General features: G+C 56.1%; 16 protein-coding genes. 1 reads left to right on the forward strand and 15 read right to left on the reverse strand.

Annotation, left to right across the window (positions count from 1 at the left end):
- Window positions 1–8: 8 nt before the first annotated feature.
- The 4 genes from CCX46_RS29885 to CCX46_RS29900 all read right to left on the reverse strand — a co-directional run bounded on the left by CCX46_RS29885 (window position 9) and on the right by CCX46_RS29900 (window position 3,824).
- On the reverse strand, window positions 9–1,403 hold the full coding sequence (locus tag CCX46_RS29885) for a TIGR01777 family oxidoreductase (protein WP_127930247.1): 1,395 nt from the start codon (window positions 1,401–1,403) through the stop codon (window positions 9–11).
- 139 nt (window positions 1,404–1,542) lie between these two features.
- Complete coding sequence (locus CCX46_RS29890) at window positions 1,543–2,907, reverse strand: lysozyme inhibitor LprI family protein (protein WP_127930248.1); 1,365 nt, start codon at window positions 2,905–2,907, stop codon at window positions 1,543–1,545.
- 20 nt (window positions 2,908–2,927) lie between these two features.
- Window positions 2,928–3,389, reverse strand: a complete 462-nt coding sequence (locus CCX46_RS29895) for an XAC2610-related protein (protein ID WP_127930249.1) — start codon at window positions 3,387–3,389, stop codon at window positions 2,928–2,930.
- Window positions 3,390–3,398: 9 nt separating this feature from the next.
- Entirely contained in the window at window positions 3,399–3,824 is a 426-nt protein-coding gene (locus CCX46_RS29900) for a hypothetical protein (protein ID WP_127930250.1), read from the reverse strand.
- 510 nt (window positions 3,825–4,334) lie between these two features.
- Between CCX46_RS29900 and CCX46_RS29905 the strand changes: the two genes are divergently transcribed.
- Window positions 4,335–4,721: a DUF6124 family protein gene (locus CCX46_RS29905; RefSeq protein WP_127930251.1), complete on the forward strand. Its 387-nt coding sequence runs from the start codon at window positions 4,335–4,337 to the stop codon at window positions 4,719–4,721.
- Window positions 4,722–4,778: 57 nt separating this feature from the next.
- Here CCX46_RS29905 and CCX46_RS29910 read toward each other — a convergent pair whose 3' ends face one another.
- From CCX46_RS29910 to tssJ, 11 genes are all read right to left on the reverse strand, one after another.
- A complete protein-coding gene (locus tag CCX46_RS29910; protein ID WP_177413889.1) occupies window positions 4,779–5,372 on the reverse strand; it encodes a hypothetical protein in 594 nt (197 codons plus the stop codon).
- Window positions 5,373–5,514: 142 nt separating this feature from the next.
- Window positions 5,515–6,444 (reverse strand): tetratricopeptide repeat protein, encoded by a 930-nt coding sequence (locus tag CCX46_RS29915; RefSeq protein WP_127930253.1) that lies wholly within the window; start codon window positions 6,442–6,444, stop codon window positions 5,515–5,517.
- Window positions 6,445–6,608: 164 nt separating this feature from the next.
- Window positions 6,609–7,166, reverse strand: coding sequence for a hypothetical protein (locus CCX46_RS29920; protein ID WP_127930254.1), 558 nt, complete (start codon window positions 7,164–7,166; stop codon window positions 6,609–6,611).
- Window positions 7,153–9,543, reverse strand: a complete 2,391-nt coding sequence (locus tag CCX46_RS29925) for a M23 family metallopeptidase (protein WP_127930255.1) — start codon at window positions 9,541–9,543, stop codon at window positions 7,153–7,155. The genes CCX46_RS29920 and CCX46_RS29925 overlap by 14 nt, the downstream gene beginning before the upstream one ends.
- Window positions 9,544–9,583: 40 nt before the next feature.
- Window positions 9,584–11,632, reverse strand: coding sequence for a type VI secretion system Vgr family protein (locus CCX46_RS29930; protein WP_127930256.1), 2,049 nt, complete (start codon window positions 11,630–11,632; stop codon window positions 9,584–9,586).
- 28 nt (window positions 11,633–11,660) lie between these two features.
- On the reverse strand, window positions 11,661–12,662 hold the full coding sequence (locus tag CCX46_RS29935) for a serine/threonine-protein kinase (protein ID WP_127930257.1): 1,002 nt from the start codon (window positions 12,660–12,662) through the stop codon (window positions 11,661–11,663).
- On the reverse strand, window positions 12,659–13,387 hold the full coding sequence (locus tag CCX46_RS29940) for a PP2C family protein-serine/threonine phosphatase (RefSeq protein WP_038359322.1): 729 nt from the start codon (window positions 13,385–13,387) through the stop codon (window positions 12,659–12,661). Before CCX46_RS29940 ends, CCX46_RS29935 begins: the two co-directional genes overlap by 4 nt.
- On the reverse strand, window positions 13,387–16,926 hold the full coding sequence (gene tssM, locus CCX46_RS29945) for a type VI secretion system membrane subunit TssM (protein ID WP_127930258.1): 3,540 nt from the start codon (window positions 16,924–16,926) through the stop codon (window positions 13,387–13,389). Before tssM ends, CCX46_RS29940 begins: the two co-directional genes overlap by 1 nt.
- A 13-nt stretch (window positions 16,927–16,939) precedes the next feature.
- The gene (gene icmH / locus CCX46_RS29950) at window positions 16,940–17,815 is read right to left on the reverse strand and encodes a type IVB secretion system protein IcmH/DotU (RefSeq protein WP_016985783.1); all 876 of its coding nucleotides are present in this window, start codon (window positions 17,813–17,815) and stop codon (window positions 16,940–16,942) included.
- A gap of 5 nt (window positions 17,816–17,820) precedes the next feature.
- On the reverse strand, window positions 17,821–19,152 hold the full coding sequence (tssK, locus tag CCX46_RS29955) for a type VI secretion system baseplate subunit TssK (protein ID WP_007920300.1): 1,332 nt from the start codon (window positions 19,150–19,152) through the stop codon (window positions 17,821–17,823).
- A 2-nt stretch (window positions 19,153–19,154) separates the two neighbouring features.
- Window positions 19,155–19,655 carry a type VI secretion system lipoprotein TssJ gene (gene tssJ / locus CCX46_RS29960; protein ID WP_095119786.1) on the reverse strand — a complete coding sequence of 167 codons (501 nt, stop codon included), beginning with the start codon at window positions 19,653–19,655 and terminating at the stop codon, window positions 19,155–19,157.
- Between the last annotated feature and the right edge of the window lie 4 nt (window positions 19,656–19,659).

Raw genomic sequence — 19,659 nt, forward strand, 5'->3', positions numbered from 1 at the left:
AGCGATCCTCAGGTCAGATCGCGCAGAGCGGCGTCGAGGGTTGGAAAGCGGAATGTGTAGCCAGCCTCGGTCAAACGCTGCGGCACCACGCGCTGACCGTCGAAGAACAACTCCGCCATCTCCCCGGCCAATGCACGTACTGGCGCGGCGGGAATGTTGAACCACACCGGGCGCTTGAGGACTTTGCCGGCATGGGCGGCGAACGCGGCCTGACTGACCGTTTCGGGCGCGACCATGTTGTAGGTGCCACGCATAGTGTCGTCGTTGAAAGCCCGCGCGATCACCTGAAGCACATCGTCGCGGTGCACCCAGCTCATGATCTGCTGACCGTCACCCATGCGCCCGCCGAAGCCCAGACGAAACGGCAGCAGCAACGGCGTCAGCGCACCGCCCGGGCCGAACACCACGCCGAGGCGCACCACCACCTGACGCACGCCAAACTCGGTGGCCGGTTGCGCGGCGGCTTCCCAACGCGCGCAGAGTTCGGCCATGAAACCGTCGCCCTTGTTGGCGTGTTCGTCGAGGTTTTCGCTGGCGTCGCGCACGCCGTAGAAGCCGATGGCCGAGGCTTGAATCCATAGGGTGGGTTTGTGCTTGGTGTTCTTCAGCCAGGTCATCAGCGCTTCGGTGGTGCCGACTCGACTGGCGAGCAATTGCGCCTGACGTTTGGGAGTCCAGCGTGGGCCGGCGACGGGGGCGCCGGCGAGATTGATCACTACGTCGAAGGCTTCGTCGTGGCTGAGTTCGTTGAGTGAATGCACACAGCGGACGCGGCCGTTGAATAGATTGGCCGCGCTCAATGGATCGCGCGTTAGAACGCTGACCGAATGGCCTGAGTCGAGCAGTTGGTTGACCAAGGCTTCACCGATAAACCCGGTGCCGCCGGTGATCAGCACTCGCTTGTAGGCGCCATCGGCAAACGGGTTGGATTGGCTCAGTGCCTTTACTGAAGGGGATTTTCGGCGGTCATACCGATACAACCAGAACAGCGGCGGCAACAACACCAGCAACGCAAAACCGTCGAGCCACAGGTGCGACCAGACCTGCTGTTGCGCTGAAAGCCACATGTCCTGCGGCGCCCATAACAGGATGCCGGCGATCAACCATCCCCACACCATCGGCGCTTTCGAGCGATTGCCGATGTGCACCAGCGCAAGCATGTACAACGAATAACTTTGCAGCGTCGCGCCGAACAGCGCGAGCCACCAGACTTGTTGTTCGTGGCCGGCGACGGGCACCGGGTCTGCGCCCCAGAATGCGAGTTCGAGAACTTGAAGATAGCCGTCGAGTAAACCGGAATGCCCGGCCCAGGTCAGGGTGAGACCGGCGAGAATGTGCACGACTGCGGCGGCGTATAGCCAGAGCACTAACGCGGGGCGAAGGGAGTTCGAGGGGGCTGGCATTCCGTGTCCTGAGCGCATTCCTTGGGGGTGGGGAGTTTAAAGGAAAATCGCGGTCGTCAGATGCTCAAGTATTAAACGTTTAAGCGTGAGTGATTCAGGCAAAACTCCTACAAAACCGCCTCAAACATGCCCTCGAAATTCAGATGCAGTGACTGGCCTTGATCGGTGCTGCGCCTGACGATCCCAATCGTCCCACGTTGAAGATGCCCAACTGATTACCTTTGTCAGCCGCCATCTGATAACAGGCTAACGCCCGGGACATATCCTTCGTTCCAAACTCGCCACCTTCAAAGGTCGAGGCCAGATAATTCATCGCATCAGCGGAGCCCATGGAAATAGCACGAATAACCTGCTCTTTTGCCTGCTCGGGATGGAGGCAAGTGCCGTTATAGTCGGTCGAGTTTCCTGAACAAAGAAACGTGGCATAGGCCAACGCGCCACTCGGTATTTTCGAGGCCGCTTTGAACAGCGCCTCAACCTTAGGGGTTTCCAACTGAGACGCCATTTGCGAAAGGCTTAGGCTTGCCGCCGACAGGCTCGCCTGTGCGTCACCCGACTCTGCAGCACAGACAAAATTTTCCAGGGACGCTTCAATCAACTCCACCGTCAGCGGGTATTGCTCAAGAAACCCAAGCCCACCTAACGCTTCGGCACGTTGATAACAGAAGTTCTCGGCGCGGCTCATTCCCGGGTTATCTGTTGCGACAAGATCCTTCTCACTGATCGACCAATCCTCAATCCCCTCAAGCACCCAGCACGCCTGACGAGAGAAGTTGAAGATTTTCACATTGCTGTTACCCGCCCGTTTATCCACAACGTTGACGTGACTGTCATCGACCTCTTCGATCTCGACTCCAGGTGTCTTGCCGGGTGTGATGGCGGCCATCAGCGGATAGGTGAACGTTGTTCCACTGACACCCGAGGTCGAAGGCTCAAAGGTACTACGTTCCTTTCCCGCCACCGGCTTCAACACCAGCGACTTGACCGTCATTGCAGTGAGACGGCGTTGTGATTCGCTGTTGGCGGAAAACGCAGTCAGGAAAGGCGCGAACTCCTCCGAGGGGCAAGCGTCGCTGGTGGGAGCCGTCGAAGCGCTCTTATCGGATGCAAGCGCAGGGACAATCTTGTCCAGATACGCCGAGCGCTCGCGACTCATTCTAGCGATGCACGAGTTAACGGCGAACACATGCGCCGGCATCCCCGTCTCGATCTCGAACGCCTCCAACGGGCAGTTCGCATCGCGCAATTTCAACCACGCACGTTGCGACTCTTTGACCTTCGCTGCGTACTCCGCGCCCAACGCCGGATCTGTTCGATAGTCAGATTCAAGCCGCGTCATCAACTGCTTGTAGCTGACATTCAACTGCACATCGGCAGCCTTCTTCGCCGCCTCCGAACAGGGCACCATTTCCAGGCTTGAGGTGACATGGCTGCAGTCATCCTGCGCATAGGCCGCTGAAAATGGCAGTAGCACGGCCAGCAGGGTAAAAACAAAACGTTTCACGGGGTTCTTCCTTGAGTCATTCAGGTTTTGCGTTTGGTGAATCGGGTGATGCATTGCTTGGATATGTTCATTTCCCAGTAGGTGCTGAGCAACGCTTTACGCTTTTTGTCGACGCCCAGGTTAACAAAGCCATCGCCGCAGTCCGGTTGCAACTCTTCGAACGTGCCGGTTTTGGCTTGGTAAACGAATACCCGGTAGTAGTAGTAAGTGCCCATGCCGTCATCCAGCTGCCAGATCGCGAAATCTTGGGCGCCGTCGAAATTGAAATCATCGAACTGCACATGGAGTTCGTTTACGGCTTCAAAATCGATTGTCCGAGACTCGCTGTGCGTTTCGCCTTTAACCGCGATGTTCAGCTTGGCGCCTTCGAGAACCAGCGTCGCGTCGACGCCTTTGGTTGGGCTGAACGTGGTGGTTTCGGCCAACGCCGGGATCGTCCACATCAGGCCGAGCAGCGATACCGCTAGAGTTTTGAATTGCATGTGCTCGCTCTACTCCCACTTGCATCCGGACTCCAGAGAGGAGTCGATGCTGGTGCTGATTCCGAAGCTATAAGCCTTACCGTTGGACTGCTTTGTGTAAGACATCGAGACGATCTGCGAGCCTTGTGTCATCAACTCATAGCTACCCGTGACCTTGCCGTTGACGACTTCAGACCAGGTTCTGGTGTGCTGCCAAGGAGCATCCGGGTCGAGGATTTCGTTTTCTGAATCCGTCAGCACAATGGAAATGGGTTCACTGGACTTGGCGTACTTGACGAAGCCGCCCGACCATTTGCTGGCTTCGTCGTAATAAGTGCGGAGTTCGAACTTTACCGGACTGGATTGCGAGAGTTCGAAGCAGAGTGATTCGGTAGTGACTGCGCTGTGCGCCATCAACGGGAAGAGGCTGACCAGCAGAAGAAGTACTTTTTTCATGTTCATTTCCTTATGAGAGTCGGGTTCACTGCTGTTCCACTCCCGACTTTCTCCACAAAAAACCTGTCATCGGTAGGCGTCGGTTACGTGGATAAGCCGTTGTTGTCAGAAAGATCCTCACTGTGTCGCAACCACTTAAACAGAAGTCACGATCTTTCGATCTACTGCTAAACGGATGTCATGTTCGTCGGACATTTCCCGCAAGACGCCGAGCCATCCATGAACTATCCGACCTTCCCATTCGCCGCTAACCTTGATTTGTCGCCGCAAAAAACGGTGACACGGACGTGCAAGTCCGGGTAAAAGACGACGCGCAACGTCATTGGTCGCTGATCGGGCATATCCCTGCACGCGTTACCGACTGTATGGCGGCTGTGCGTGGGAGATCCTTCTTTCGAGAGCGATCTGCCGGGTCCGTCTGCCCGGTCTTGCACACCTGCGCACAGCTGCCACCTTATTTGCGTGCAAGCGAACGGTGGTGGCTCCTCATATACAGACGGAGATACATCCATGTTCAAAGTGACGCCCAACCCGCCAGACAACACTGGCACCCCCGCCGAAGAATCCCTCAACACTGCAACGCTCGACAAAGAAGCCGCCGACCGTGCCTTCGCCCATTACTTCCCACCTACCAACGACAAACCATCCAAACGCCGTAAAGGCAGACTCTTCACCATCTCAACCGGCATTGATCCGGAAGCCCTCTTGGCCAATGCCTCCGAAGACATGCTGTCCATCAGCGCCATCGCCGCCAAACTAGCGGACGATGTCGATGGATCGAACCGCTCCGTAGCGTTGGCCCTTAGCCGAATTGCAGATGGCGCACAGCTTATGGTCGAGCGTGCGCTGGATCATCTGGAAGAATTGATAGCGGCGAGGCAAGAAGCAAAAACGTAAGCGGCACGAGGGGGCGGATTGAGAACCAACTGAAAGTCCGCCCCGCTTTCCATCGGTTTAAAGGCTTTCACTCATACCCACGCATTCTTTCGCATCGGCAAGAACCTTGCGTTCACCGTAGTTAAAAACGCAAACCGGCTTTCTGAAACTACCTTGCATTTTCTGGCACGCACCACCGCTTTTTTCTTTGAAAACACATTGTTCATCAGAAACTATCAACTCCTTGCCTGGCATCAAGGTCAAAACTTCATGACCTTCTATACGGTAAATGCTCTCGTATATTGAGCCACCTGACTGCTGAATATCTTTAAAACTTCCATCCTGCAACTCAGAAGCGCCTGCGGGAATAGATCCAATATAGTGAGCCATCCCTTCTTTAGCTGAAGCAGAAAAAATCATGACCTGAGCGTTAAGTCCCATTTCATCACTGGCTGGATAAGAAAATATAAAAGGTGCACCGTATTCAGCTGGCACCGCTCTATAGACATACTCAGACCGACAGCCGCGATCAGAACCCTCAAGGGTAAAAACTTCTTCTTTGACAGAAAGCACCAATTTTACTGCTTCGCTAGAGCCCACCTCTTTGCACAGTAGCTTATGCTCTATTGATGCGGACCTTGCTGCACCGATATATAAAAATAGCAAAAGCATCAGGAGTCTAACCATTTGCATATATCTCAAAAAAATTAACTGTAGCGAAACATCGAAAGAGGCCACCCGGGTACAGGCCACGTCTTTTCTGATGACTAATAAAACGTAGCCTGCCCCCAACTTAACTTTCTACTTGCTCGTATCATTTGCAGTTTCCTCGAGATTTCGCCGACTGTGGAATACGTCCACCTTTTCCGTTCTTTGTCATTTTAGCGATGTATTCTTTGTAAAGCGTACATGCGTCGGACTTCATTCCTATATCCCAATAGGCATCTGCTAAATTCAACGTCGCAACGACTCTCTCCGGGAATTTTTTATGTATCTCCTTCAAAAGCAAAGCAGCTAAGACGTTATTCTGGTTACGAGATAAATAATAGGCATAATCATTCAAAGGCCCGACATTATCATCGGAGATGATCAAAGTAAGCTCATACACAAATTCTTGGGGAATATTCCTTCTTACTTTATTCCCGCCACCATCAACTCCAAAAAACAATTGTCCTTTTTCACCCTGATGGAGATTATCAGCTATATATTTAAAGTCTTTTCTGATTTCTACAAGCTTGGCTTCATCACTCAAAAAGCCAAAGTTAGGCCCGCTCTCGGAAAACTGAGAAAACAGAGTACAACATACTACACGCTGGACATTAAATTGCTGCGGAAATAATTCATCAATCGGAGCCTTTTCACCACCCAAGGTATATTTCTCATCCCTACTAGGTTCAACCCATGTAGATTTTTTATAGAGCACCCAATCTTTCTGCGCAGAGCTCCATCTAAAACTATACTGCGTAAGATCAGTATTACGAGTATAAAAATCCAGCAACAACGAGAATTCGCCTGGGAGATAACCTACTGACAGCCCACCATCTCCAAGTTCAAAATCCCCCGAAACTGACTTGTCGCTCCCGCCTATATCGATAGTGATTCGCGAAACTGTACCGTCATCCTCGAGCGGGCTAACACTATACGAATCGCAGACTCCACCCCCGTTTAAATCAACCCCGTAACTACAGTTCGCATTGACCACTGACGCCATAACCGCGAACACAAAAAAAGCTACCACCCTCATCCTAAGTTCCCTTAAGTGCAAAGTGAAGTGCTTCGGCTTGGTATAACTACTGAAAATAAATGGGACAGTCTACATTCTGATAATTACTAAAACGTAGTCTGTCCACATTTTCACCTAAATGCAGACCGCCGCACTCTCACCATCTCCCTACTGCATTATGGGAGTCATCCATCTAATGACTTCAATAGCGCATTCAACTCTGTTATGTCCTCATTATAAAAACTATTACACTGAGCGACGATTGCTGCATCTTTTTTGTTTATTCTTTTAAGCGTACTACACACAAATAAAAAACCTTCACCACCCTGAACTCCTTCATACTCAACTACTTTCATATCCAGGACTTTCCAACCACTCCCTGCAAGCTTAATTTTCGCTGATTCCGGAGCGTCTGAAATGTGTTCTATCCCTTCCGGATCAGGAAGTTCAATCAGACCATTGTAAGAACCAGCAGATTGCAGATCATTTTTTTTTAGCGCCGCTTCAGGGTTCACTCCAATCACTAAAACAGTAGGAATCTTGTCGAAGGAATTAGCGTTAGCAGATAAATTAGTAGGACTTAAACTCACAACCAACTCCTTATCATATTTAGCACAGCTTGAAACTACAAAATTCGACCCCTTAAAATCAAACGAACATTCTGACTCACCCGCGAAAACAGTACCAACGAATAATATAGAGCCAATGACACTCAGCAGGGAATAAAATTTAGACTTCATCATTAAGCACACCCCATATAGATTTTAGTGCGTCCTTCCTTTCTACATCATGCAAAGGTATTTTATTTGGGCTTCCTCTATTTATTATTGAGCCCACTATTCTACAAGTCTCTGGTGTAGCATCTTTATCAGCACGCGCATTGATTTTCTCTCTCGACCAAAAGAAACCAGATGCATCACACGCATTGTAATCATCTGAAGCCAAAAGTGGTGGATTGGGGTCCGTAGTGAAATTTTTTCCTCGGTATCCCTCGTAACTTTTATAGTTTCTTCGACCCGTTATTTGCAGAAATCCTCGACCATGAAATCTATTACCGTCTCCCAACATCCCACCATGTGACGAGTTAGCGGCACCATTATCCATCCCTGCAGCTTTTGTTGCTATTTGTCCAGGCCGTGTTGCTACGTAATCGGGTCGATTGATGGTGGGCTTAGGATGTGGTCCTGGATTAGGTAGCTCAACCGGGCGACGACCTGAGGGTAGATTTCGATTTAGAGTTACACACCTATCATATTCAGCACCTGCTTCAGCCGGTGTCATAATTTCATAATTTTTTCGGAAATAGGCTTCATTCCCGTCTTCTTCTCGAGTTCGCCACCAGCCGGTTTCAATACCAACTTGTGCAAAAAAATGGGCAATCCGAAGTTTTGAATTAGAAATCTGATATTTAGACAGCATTTTATTAGTCTGCACTCGTAAACTGCTTGCCCGTTCCTTTCCAGCAGCGGGCGCCGGCCAAAGAACCTTCCTCAATTCGTCACCGCTAAGCCAACCGCATTTCCTGAATAAACGAATAAACTCTACGGGTGGGAAATGCCAATGTTTTTTTTCGACACCAACTAAATTGGCTTGCTCCCAGAAAGCAAGAACTTTTTGATGATTTTTTATTTTTTCGTATTGCTCTTGAGGCATCGGACCGCCATCTGCAACTTTCAACAACCAACCATAGCGAGTATCAAAATCGTCTGCCGTCCATTCCGTCGGGAATTTACATATAAGCCGCTTTAGCGATTGCTGGGTATCATCAGAACGAAGCCGAGACATACTTAGCGCACGTTCATTTGTATAACGCTCTGATAAGTTTTTCTTCTGTTCATCTGAAAGGGTTGAATATCCAACGGAGTTGGCAACACTCACAGCATCACCATTTTCGTGTTCAACCGTACCCGTTCCCAACCCCAAAATGCCTTTTACAAAGTCTGACTGACAATGACTATCCGTGTCCGCATCATCATCGACCAGGTGCCACCCCTGCCATTGAGGAAAATCTGCATCGCTGAATCTTGTAACACTATCAGCGTTAAGGTTCACCCAACCAGACTTGCTCTCTTCTCCGGACTTACCAGGGAACTTAATTTGGCGCCAATGCGCGGCGTTAGTGGGCTGGAGATTATCCGGCCCTAGTACACGTCCGAATCTTAGGATTTCATAACCCGCACTAGGCGATTGTGGGTAATATTGCTTAGCTTTGTCATAAAGTTTGTATGCATATCCGGACTCCTCCACCTGAGTTCCGATTTCTTGGCCAGTCAGATAAAAAGAAGTTAACTGGCACTCGCCTTTTTCGTAACGCATGCGCACAAAAATTCCGTTTTGCAATAACGACGCTACCGCCGGTTCATATCCCCCAACCGTAGCGGGATTGCCTACGGATGACGTGGTGCTGCCACCTTCTTGGACTGGCACGGTCGGTGGCATGGCAGGAGGACGATAAACGACCGATGCGTTGTTTAACGATTCGCGGCGATCGTTTGGTGGCGTGCTATATAACAAAACTTCTGGAGGCACGAAAAAATACATATCACCCCAGCAACTATTTTTCCGCCCACTCTGCGCCTGATAACTTAGATCTCTAGTATCCCTACCCGTGATATTTGTTATCTGACTTTGATCAGCAATGATTTCAAAATGAATCCGGCCTTTAGATCCATATATACTGCCCGCCTCACCAAGAGACTCTTTTCTGCTGACTACTTTCCCTATCTGAGGACTAGCCAGATTAATTTTCGATAAATGCATATAGATCGAATAGAAAATTACTTTCGACTGTGCCTCCTCACCAATTTCGGTCTCATGACGCAAAACTACGCAACCCTTGTCCGTCCATCCGCCTCGAAAATTTAGCGGATTAGTTGGATCGTCGTTTTCTGGAGCGGAATCGCGGAAATAAACCAATGTACCATCGCAGATTGCTCTTACTGGCAACGCACGTCCCCCATCCTGGGGGGCCATCAAATGGATGCCACCATGCCAATTAAGGTCAAAACTCAGCGGATAACCACCATCACCGGGAATACCGCCAACCATGGCACGTGCCAGATAAGCATCGTCGGTTTCTCCCGCTACCGGAGTAGGAAGAAATGGAGGGCTAATGATCATTCAAAAAATTCCTTGTTCATATTGACGCTTGTCCGTCCGCTCAAAGCGAGAAAGGGTAATCAACTGTCGGCTTAACCTTCTCAGGCACCGCATTCCCCAACGCCTGATCCATCAAACTCCCCGCCTTATCCTTATCCGCCGCCCCCGGCAGCACCGGCGGTTTAATCCCGATGCCAGTCCCCGACCCAGCCGAGCCACCGGCGTTGATCTTGATCACCGGCCCAACCACCGTCACCCCACCGCCATCAAGCTTGATAAAGCTCCCACCCCCAAGAATGGTCAGCTCTGTCCCCGCCTCAATAACGATCTTGTCCCCAGCCTTAAGGTGAATCTCTTTCCCCACGCTGGTCAGTTGCGCCGTGCCCAGCTTCACATGCTGGTTCTGCCCAATCGTCAGGTGATCATCCAGCTTCGCTTCAATCTTGCGGTCAGAGATCGTGGTGCGGTGTTCTTCAGCCTTCAGCTCGGTGTAGGTGTTCTTCACCACCGTGTCGTGACGTTCATTACCGACCCGAATCTTCTGGTCATGCTCAACGTTCTCATCCCAATCGCGCTGGGCATGAATGTAGATCTGCTCCGCACCTTTCTTGTCTTCAATACGCAGTTCGTTGTACCCACCACCACCCGGTGAGCTAAGCGTCTTGAACACGCTGCGAGTCTTGTTCGCCGGCAAGGCGTACGGCACCGGGTTTTCCTTGTGGTACAGGCAGCCGGTGACGAGGGGTTGGTCGGGGTCGCCTTCGAGGAAGGTGACGAGGACTTCCATGCCGATGCGCGGGATGCTGATGGCGCCGTAGCGGTCGCCGGCCCAGGAGCTGGAGACGCGCAGCCAGCAGCTGGTTTTGTCGTCGGCGAGGCCTTCGCGGTCCCAGTGGAATTGCACTTTGATGCGGCCGTACTGGTCGCAGTGGATTTCTTCGCCTTTGGGGCCGGTGACCATGGCGGTCTGGCTGCCGAGGACGCGCGGTTTCGGGTGTTCGAGCGCCGGGCGGTAGAACACGTCCCACGGGGTGGCGAGGAAGGTGTTGCGGTAGCCTTGGTGAAAGTCGTCCTTGTTGTCGGTGGTGTCGCTGGTCACGCCTTCTTCGAGGACTTGCGGCTGTTTGCCTTCGTGGAAGATTTCGGTGAGCAGCCACAGGTCGTTCCACTCGCTGCGCGGGTGGTCGGACATCGCCATGAAGTGGCCGCTGACCAGTTTGGTCTGGTCGCCGCGACCTTCGGCCTGGCGGTAGTCGGCGCGATGGCGTTCGAGGGCGCGCTGGCTGAGGAACTTGCCACGGGCGCGGTCGATGAAGCGGCCGGGGTAGTCGTAGTCTTCGAGATCCGGCTCGGTGCTCTCGGCATCAGGCCCGCTTTCTGGTTTGTAGGCCGCTTCCATTTGCAGGCGCGGTTTTTCGAAGTCGTAGTCGCGGCGTGTGATGCGGCTGGTGCGGGTTTCCAGGCGTAGCTTGAAGCCTTTGATCACCGGTTCTTCGGCGACCATGCCGCTGCCTTGCACGTAAGCGGTCGGCTGGCCGAGATCGGGGAACACGGTCTGGTCGTCGCCGAACACCAGCAGGTGGCCTTTATCGCTGTGCTGGAAGTGGTAGTGAATGCCTTCCTCTTCGCACAGGCGCTGGACGAAGTGCAGGTCGGTTTCGTCGTATTGCACGCAATAGTCGCGATCCGGGCACGGCTGGCTCAACTGGAAGCTGTAGGCGTTGCCCTTGATGCCGTGTTCTTCGAGGATCAGCGCGATGATTTTCGGCGCCGACATCTGCTGGTAGATGCGCTGGTTGGTGCGGTGATGCAGGTATTGCAGTTGCGGCACCATCGACACTTTGTAGCGGGTCAGGCGCTTACCGGCATCGCCTTGGGCGACGCGGTAGATCTGGCCGTGAATGCCACTGCCCTGCGGATCGAATGCGAGAAACGCCTGCTTGTGCAGCAGTTGTTCGAGGTCCAGATCAGGGTTTTCGCTGACCAGTTCGAGGTCGAAACGAAACGGCTGGCTGATGCCTTCGGTGCCGGTGAACGACAGTACTTGCAGGTCGCCGACGTAGTCTTCGACCTTGAGGCTGAAGTGGGTTTCGTTAGCTGGGTTGAACATAAAGTGCTCCCTGTTCGAATGTCATCCGTTACGCCCGAAGTCGCAGACGTTGCAGCCAGGACGAAGTGGCGCCCAAGGCGTCACGCAATTGTTGGGCAGTGATGCTGCGTTCTGCCGGGTCGAAGCTCAGCGCGGTTCGCAGCGCTGGCCAGCCGTGTTTCGGTAAATTCGCCGGTGCTTGCAGTTCGCGCTCCAGGTGCTCGTCGCGGGCCTGGGTCGAGGGCAAGCGGCGGAACGGGTGTTTGCCGCCCGCCAGCTCAAAGATCACGCAGGCCACGCCGTATACGTCCGCGCTGGCCGACAACGGTTGGCCCTCAAGCAGTTCGGGGGCGGCGTAGCCCGGGGTCCAGGCGTTGAAGCGTTCGCGGCTCAGGTGTGGCAGGCCGGGCAAGATGCCCTCCTCTGCCTGACCGAGGCCGAAGTCGAACAGGCGCAGGCCGTCTTCGCTGAGCATGACGTTGCTCGGTTTCAGGTCTCCGTGCAGCACGCCGCGACCGTGGGCGTAGGCCAGCGTGTCGAGCAGCGGCAGGACGATGTCGCGCAGTTCTTGCCACGGCAGGCCGAGGGGCCGCTCGCAGAGCAATTTGTCCAGGGTCAGGCCACGCATGTATTCCATGGTGATGAAGGCCCGCTGGCAATCGGTGTCGACTTCAAAAGTGTGTGCACGCACGACGTTGTCGTGGCGCAGACGCCGGGTCAGGGCGAACTCGCTGTAGAGCAAGGCACTGGCGTCCGGCGATTCGGCAAATTCTTCGCTGAGGATTTTCAGCGCTATGTAAGGATCGGGATCGCCGAACTGTTCGTGCAGCAGATCCCGCGCCCGGTAAACGGCGCCCATGCCACCGGCCCCGAGCAGACGCTCGAGGTGGTAGCGACCGGCGAGTACATCCGGCAGTGCACCGATGCTGGCCTTGGTCGGCGCCAGCAAAGGCTCTGCCTTGTTTTCCTTGGCGAAGGCGAAGTAGGTCAGGTTGCTGGCCTGTTCTTCGCTCATCAGCAAGTCATCGACTGAGGATTCGATTTCAGTCATTGGCGGATCACCACGGCTGTCAGGTTGTCGCGCGCGGCGCCACGCAGGGCACCGTCGAACAAACGTTCCAGCGCCACGTGCGGCGCGCTGAGGCTGAGGGCGTTGCCGAGGGCATCGCTGCTCAGGCCCTGATACAAACCATCGCTGCAGAGCAAAAACGCATCGCCCGGATAGACCTCGAGTTCCAGTACATCCAGGGTCAGTTGTTCGGCGGCGCCGACGGCTCGGGTCAAGGCCTGAGCCGCCGGGTGAGCCGCCGCTTGTTCGACGCTCATTTGCTGTTCGTCGATCAATTGCTGTTGCAGCGAATGGTCCTTGGACAGCTGATACAGACGCTGCCCGCGCCACATATAGCAGCGGCTATCGCCAGCCCAGATGCAGGCCGCGCGATTGCCTTCCACCAGCAGCGCCACGACGGTGCTGCCCATGATGCTGTCGTGGCGTCCGGCGGTAACCGTCAACTCCTGCCCCAAACGCCGGTTCAACCAGTGCAGGCACTGGCGGATGGCTTTGAGGCGTTCGTCGAAGTCCTCGTGTTGCGGCAGTTCAGCCAGGCTGGCGACGATCAACTGGCTGGCGATGTCGCCACCCTGATGACCGCCCATGCCGTCCGCGACCACCCACAGCCCCTGCTGTGGCGAGTCGAGGAAGGCATCTTCGTTGCGCGCCCGCACCTTGCCCGGGTCGGTACGCGCCGCGCTGCGCCAGGCACTGGCCACCAGCATCAGAGCTGCACCGGCATACGGAAGGTGCGCAGTACGCCCATGTCGAACGGGTTCGGCGTGCGCTGGCTGGTCAGCAGGTAGTTGGCGCGCAGGCCACCTACATCGGCTTTCAGCACCAGCACGTCACGACCGCTCAGGTACTCGGTCTGCATCAGGTCGAACAGACGGAACAGCGACCATGGGCCGGAGTTCTTCTCGATGCCGATCGGGCGCCCGGCCATTTTGTCCATGACCAGACTGGTGCGACCGTCTTCAGCATCGGTCGGCCATTTGAACGACATTGGCAGGATCGGACCGTGGCGGTACTCCATGGTCTTGTCGCCGAACTTGAACTCGGAACGGCTGACCGCCGGATCGAGGGTGTACGGCTCCAGTTTGAACTGCACGGTCGGCTCGGCCGGGTTGATCGAGAAGAAGCTCTGACGAATCGTCAGCGCCGCTGCCATCTGGTCGAGATACATCTTCGATACCGGCAGGCTGTGGCCGTCGACGCTGCGCATGCGGTAGTTGCCCGGATCGCCGCTGACGAACGGACGCAGGTAGCTGTCGAAGAAGCGGTCGACGGTGCCTTGAGCGCGGAAGAACTCGCGGAAATCGCTGATCGCTACGTCGCTGGTGCTGCTGGCGCTGAACGGATAACGCTTGCTGATGGTTTTGCCATACACGCTGTACAGCTCGTTCTGATAACGGCCGTTCAGGTATTGGTAAGCATCGTTAAGCACCAGACGCCACGAGTCTTCGGCCAGCACGTTGAACCACACGCTCAGTGGACGCGGCAGACGGCTGGACGCATTGCGCAGGTTGGTCAGCGCATCACGCTGGCCGCTCATGCGGGTTTTCGCCATTTCGAACGCGGCTTGTTCCGGCGTGCTGGAACGGGCCAGACCGGCCAGTTGCAGTTGCAGGTCGTTGAGCGCGCTCAGTGCAGGCGTCAGATCCGCCGCCGGGCCGTTGTTGTCATCGAGCAAACGATGCAGCGGTTCGAAGCGGCGTTGCAGCGACTTCTTCGCGGTGTCCGGCAGGGTCTTCGCCACGTTCAGGGCCGAAGCCTTGTCCGCTGCGGCGGCGGCAAGTTTGCCAACCTTACCCAGTTTGCCTTTCTGCCCGGCCAGCGCATCAGCAGCGTCGCCAGCTTCTTCGACAGGATCTGCAGCCGCCTGGAAGCGCGTGTTCTCGCGCACTTCGGTGAGCAATGCCAGCACCGGCGAATTCGCCGAGGTCAGGCCCGCCAGTTGCTCGGCGCCTTCACCGGCGTCGCTGATCGGCGGCAGGGCAACCTGGCCAACCGCTTCGCTCCAGTAGTTGGCGTAGTCGCGGAAGTACAGCTGCTCCAGTTCGACCATCAGGCGACGCAAGTCCATATCGCTGATGCCCGCGCCTTCGCCCAGCACCCAGTTGTCACGCAGGATGTCGGTAACCAGCGCCGAACCCTGTACCGAGAAATACTGCTGATAACCGGTTTGCGTGTAGAAACCCGGGATCACGTATTCGGTGCCGATAAACAGCGAGCCTTGTGGGCCGAGGTGTTGGCTGAAACGGTAGTCCGGGAGGTTGCGTGCCTGCTCGCGGAGCATGCGGTAAACCACCGTGGCCAGCGATTCGCTGCGCAAGACCTGACGCGCCTGAGTGACCAATTGGTCGTTCAGCGGGTAGATAAACGGCTGTTTCAGCAGACGCTCCAGATGCGTGCTCAGACCGTTCTGTACGGCGGTGTTGCCGGTGTAGCGCGTCGACCAGTCAGTGGCGACCCAGTCCTTGAGCCACGCGGCATCGCGACGGTCTTTCATGTTCAGCATCAGGTACGCGCGCAGGCTGTTGAGCAGGCGATCGCGGTCCTTCATGTTGGCGCGAATCTGCCCCTCGAGCATGGTTGCAACCCGTGGCAGCAGTTGCTTTTCAAGCTCGCGCTCGTAAGCCTCTTTGACCACTGGATTGACGTCTTCGCCCTGATACAGACCGCCGCGCTCGTGATACGACACGTCGCCTTTTTTCGGGAAGACCTGCGTCGCGGCATAGCTAGTGTCGAGGGTTTTCAGTACGCCCATGGCGTCATCACGCGGCGACAATGCCGTGCGTTGCTGCGTCCAGTTCTGCGCCAGATTGCGTAGGTTTTCCAGACGCTCGTAGTTGGCCGAGAAACCGCCCGCCCAGAGCATGCCGAACAGTGCCAGTGCCGCCAGTGCGCCAACATACAGGGCACGTTGGCCCCAATGAATACGGCTGCGCTCGCGCTTGTCCAGACCGGCCAAATCGGATTCGGGGAAAATCACCTGGCTGAACAAGTGATGAATGAACCGCGAACGACCGCTGCGCAGGGTCGGCAGCACGCCGGCGCTCATGCCGAGGCTGGCGCCGATGCCGGCGGTGGTCGCATCCATCTCTTGGGTCAGGTGCGGCGCGCTGGTCAGGTAGAAACCGCGCAACTGCGTTGCACGCTGATAACGGTTGCCGGTGAACGCCATGTCGACGAACAGGCACAGGCGCTCGCCGATCTGCCCCAGTTGATGCGGGAAATCGAGGATGCGGCCCCGGCGCTGAGTGTCGCGCTCGGAGTGCATGCGCATGATCACTTGGCTGTTGAGGCGGCGCAGCAGCTCTTCGAACTCGTTGCGCAGCACAGCGACGTCGGTGCCGACCTGATCCTTGCGGAAACTGGTGCCGAGCACCTGATCGCTTTCTTCGCGGGTCAGTTGATCGAAGAACTCGTCGAAGCCGAGCAGCTTGTCAGCCTTGCTCAGGACCAGATACACCGGTACGTCGACGTGCAGTTTCTGATGCACATCTTGCAGACGGCCGCGAACCTGGCGCGCCAAAGTATCGATGTCCTGCTCACTGCCACCGAGCAGGGTTTCCACCGGAATGGTCACCAGCACGCCGTTCAACGGACGACCGCGACGACGCTTGCGCAGCAGTTCCAGCAACGTCGTCCAGGCGCCGCCGTCGACTTCCACATCCGGTTGCGTGGTGTAACGCCCGGCGGTGTCGATCAGCACACCGTGGTCGGCGAAGTACCAGTCGCAATGACGGGTGCCGAGGGTGTCGCGGGTCAGCTTGCGGTCGATCTTGTTGATCGGGAATTCCAGACCGGAGAAGTCCAGCAGGCTGGTCTTGCCGGAAGCCTGCGGACCGATCAGCAGGTACCACGGCAAGTCACTGCGCCAGCGCTCGCTGCGGCCGCGATACAGGCTCGAGGTCTTCAGGGTTTTCAGCGCGTCTTTGAAGCGCGCCTTCAACTCTTTCTGCTCTTCGTCGATCAGCTCTTCGCGGCGAATGCGGTCCTGGCCGTCCTCGCTTTCTTCCTCGGCTTTCTTGCGGATACCCGAGCGCCAGCTGACGAAGACCATGGTCAGGCCCCAGATCAGGAACAGCACAGCGATGGTCAGCAAGCGAGAGGTCGAGCTCTCCCAGAACTTGTAGTCATCAACCGCCAACAACGGGCCGACGAACCACACCAGCAGCGCCACGAACAGCACCAGCAGCAAGGTCCAGACCCAGGTCTGGCGCAGGAAGGCGCCGACTTTCTTGAAAAACTTTTTCATCACACGTCCCTGTTTACGGCTGCGACTGCGGTTGCACCGCGGCCGGATCAAGCGGCTGATATGGTTGCAGAACGGTGTCGCGCTGCTCGCCCAAGACCCAGGCGAAGCCCGAATACATCACCACCAGACAGACGAAAGTGAACAACACCACCATCCACGCCGGCACGATGCGCACCAGGTTGCGACGCTGATCGTTCAAGCCTTCCCAGTGTGGCGACAACTCGCGCGGCACGTCGCCACGCAACTGACGGATCTGCCGGTACAAGGCGTCACGGATGCCTTCAAGCTCGAGCATGCCGCGTGCCTGGACGCGGTACTTGCCCTCGAAACCGAGGGACAGGCACAGGTACATCAACTCGAGCATCGGCAGGTGCTTGACCGGGTTCTTCGACAGTCGATCGAGCAACTGGAAGAACTTCTCGCCACCGAAGGTTTCGTTGTGGAAGCTGCTCAGCAGACTCATCTGCGACCATTCGCTTTCGTTGCCCCACGGCGTGGTCACGACAGCTTCGTCGACCACGGTGCAGAGCACGTAACGCGCGGCCATCACCTGGCTGCTTTCGGCGCCGTTGTGCAGGGCGCGTACTTCAAACAGTTTCAGCCCGGCAGTCAGACGCTCGTTGAGTGCGTACAAGTCTTCGCGGGTTTCGCTGTGCTTGAGGCGCACCACTTCCGAAAGTAGCTCGGACGAAGCAGCGACCAGCGAATTGAGGCTGATGTTGAACGCTTCGGCCGGGCGCAGGCGCGCGGCGTAGATCATGCGCTCTTCCAGTTGCTCGAAACGCGGCGGCGCGGCGAAGTCGGTCAGCGGACTCGATGCCGGTCCGTGGCCTTGACGATCGAGCAGGACGGTTTTGTCGTCCTGGTTGTAATCCGTTTCCTTGATCATGTCGGTCAGTTCCTGATGGCCCAGAATTTCAGTTCAAGCTCGGCAAATTCGCCGGACACGTGGAACGCGAAACCGCCGGAGCGCTCGAGTTGTGCCAGGTCTTCGGAACTGAGTTCGAGGATGAAATAGGTTTTGTTCGAGTGGAACGCGATCTGCCGCGGGGCCACCGGCAACGGTTTGACCTTGATCCCCGGCAAGTGCAGGTTGACCAGTTGGCGGATACGCTCCACCGGGCCAACCTTGAGGTGCGCCGGCAAGCGGTGGCGCAGTTCTTCGGAGTCGCAGTTGGCACTGGCCGCCAGCACGAACGACGCCGAGCCAAGCAGTTTGTGGTCGTGCAACGGCGAGACGATGATGCCGTACTGACGCGCTTGCAGGATCAGTTCAATGGCGTGCTGTTCGAGCACCATCGACAGCACCTGACGAATCGCTTCCATCAGTTTGCGGAAGCTCCCACCTTGGTCAGCGTGGGAATAGCGGCTGTCCAGACGCGGGCGTTTGCTCTCGCCGGAGAAGGTCGCCAGATCGCCGAGCATGGTCAGCAGCGTGCGGTACAACTCTTCCGGGTGCACTTGCTCCAGGCCGAGGTAGTGGCGCAGCAGCAGCTCGGTGCGGTTGATCAGTTGCAGCATCATGAAGTCGCCGACTTCGGCACCGCCGACCTTGCCGTTGGAGCGAATCCGCTCAGCAATGGTGTCGCCACGGTGGTTGAGCATGCTGATGACTTCTTTCAGGCACGACAGCAGATAGCTGGAGGCGTGGGCCTGAATGTAGGTCGGCACGAAGTCCGGGTCGAGGCTGATCACGCCGTCGGGGGTGGTGTCGAGCACGTCGCAGATCTTTAGCTTCACGTAGGCCTGATCGCTCTGCTGCTCGCCGAGCAACAGTTTGAAGTCCGGGCGACCGCAGCTGACCTGGCTGGCGGAATCGTCGCCGGCGTTGGAGTCGGCCACTTCGGCGTCATACGCGGTGTAACGCGCGAGCACGTCGGATTGTTCTGGACGGCGCGACTCGATGTGGTTACCGGTGACCAGCGGCAGCGCCAGATAGATCGGTGTGTTACCGGTGTTCGGTGGTACGTCCAGCGCCAGCGGCTCGGTGTTGCCACCGAGTTCGAACAGGCTGCCATCCGGCAGAATCCCCGAGGCTTCACTGATCACCAGTTTGCCCATGTTGAGGAACTGCAAGTCGATCTCCAGATTGAGGAAACCCCAGGTGTAGCCACCGAGCAATTGGGTGCGGGTTTTCATCTGGTGATCGTAATAACGATCGTTGTGCTGGAAGTGCTGCGGACGCAGCAGCATGCCTTCCTGCCAAATGACTTTATGGGTATTCATGATCAGTCATCCGCCTTGGCGAGCACTTGATTGGTGTTGCGGATGCCGGTCTGGTCCAGAGTCAGATCGACTTCGGTGACTTCCAGCGGAGTGATCTGAATGGTGTGGCGCCATTGGGTGTCCGGCAAGTCGCGGTAAGCGGCGAGAACGCCCACATAAAGGCTGCCCTCTTCCACCTTGAGCTTCATTTCCACGGTTTCACCCGGGCGCAGTTCGAGTTCTTCGCTGGCCACCAGATCCGGGTTGAGGGATTCCTTGGCGCGTTCGTACAGGCTGAAGAAATCAGCGTTCTCGAAGGTCACCGGGTGCTTGAGTTCGAACAGGCGCACGACGATCGGCGACGGCCGACCGTTGAGGTCCGGGTTGAGCTGATCGCTGCCGGTCAGCTTGAGGTTGATCTTGGTCACTTTCGAGTACGGCGACAGCGACGAACAACCGGCGAGCAGCACCAGCACGGTGAGCGCAGTCAGCGTCTTGAAAAAAGCGGTCGAGCGGCGAGACATGCGC

It is taken from the genome of Pseudomonas sp. RU47, from assembly GCF_004011755.1.
Taxonomy (GTDB): Bacteria; Pseudomonadota; Gammaproteobacteria; order Pseudomonadales; family Pseudomonadaceae; genus Aquipseudomonas.

What these genes read in the sequence shown, in the direction of transcription:
- CCX46_RS29925 (WP_127930255.1), bottom strand. Translation starts at nt 9,543, where the DNA reads ATGATCATTAGCCCTCCATTTCTTCCTACTCCGGTAGCGGGAGAAACC.
- CCX46_RS29895 (WP_127930249.1), bottom strand. Translation starts at nt 3,389, where the DNA reads ATGCAATTCAAAACTCTAGCGGTATCGCTGCTCGGCCTGATGTGGACG.
- CCX46_RS29915 (WP_127930253.1), bottom strand. Translation starts at nt 6,444, where the DNA reads ATGAGGGTGGTAGCTTTTTTTGTGTTCGCGGTTATGGCGTCAGTGGTC.
- CCX46_RS29905 (WP_127930251.1), top strand. Translation starts at nt 4,335, where the DNA reads ATGTTCAAAGTGACGCCCAACCCGCCAGACAACACTGGCACCCCCGCC.
- CCX46_RS29885 (WP_127930247.1), bottom strand. Translation starts at nt 1,403, where the DNA reads ATGCCAGCCCCCTCGAACTCCCTTCGCCCCGCGTTAGTGCTCTGGCTA.
- tssK (WP_007920300.1), bottom strand. Translation starts at nt 19,152, where the DNA reads ATGAATACCCATAAAGTCATTTGGCAGGAAGGCATGCTGCTGCGTCCG.
- CCX46_RS29935 (WP_127930257.1), bottom strand. Translation starts at nt 12,662, where the DNA reads ATGACTGAAATCGAATCCTCAGTCGATGACTTGCTGATGAGCGAAGAA.
- tssM (WP_127930258.1), bottom strand. Translation starts at nt 16,926, where the DNA reads ATGAAAAAGTTTTTCAAGAAAGTCGGCGCCTTCCTGCGCCAGACCTGG.
- CCX46_RS29920 (WP_127930254.1), bottom strand. Translation starts at nt 7,166, where the DNA reads ATGATGAAGTCTAAATTTTATTCCCTGCTGAGTGTCATTGGCTCTATA.
- CCX46_RS29930 (WP_127930256.1), bottom strand. Translation starts at nt 11,632, where the DNA reads ATGTTCAACCCAGCTAACGAAACCCACTTCAGCCTCAAGGTCGAAGAC.
- CCX46_RS29940 (WP_038359322.1), bottom strand. Translation starts at nt 13,387, where the DNA reads ATGCTGGTGGCCAGTGCCTGGCGCAGCGCGGCGCGTACCGACCCGGGC.
- tssJ (WP_095119786.1), bottom strand. Translation starts at nt 19,655, where the DNA reads ATGTCTCGCCGCTCGACCGCTTTTTTCAAGACGCTGACTGCGCTCACC.
- icmH (WP_016985783.1), bottom strand. Translation starts at nt 17,815, where the DNA reads ATGATCAAGGAAACGGATTACAACCAGGACGACAAAACCGTCCTGCTC.
- CCX46_RS29900 (WP_127930250.1), bottom strand. Translation starts at nt 3,824, where the DNA reads ATGAAAAAAGTACTTCTTCTGCTGGTCAGCCTCTTCCCGTTGATGGCG.
- CCX46_RS29910 (WP_177413889.1), bottom strand. Translation starts at nt 5,372, where the DNA reads ATGCTTTTGCTATTTTTATATATCGGTGCAGCAAGGTCCGCATCAATA.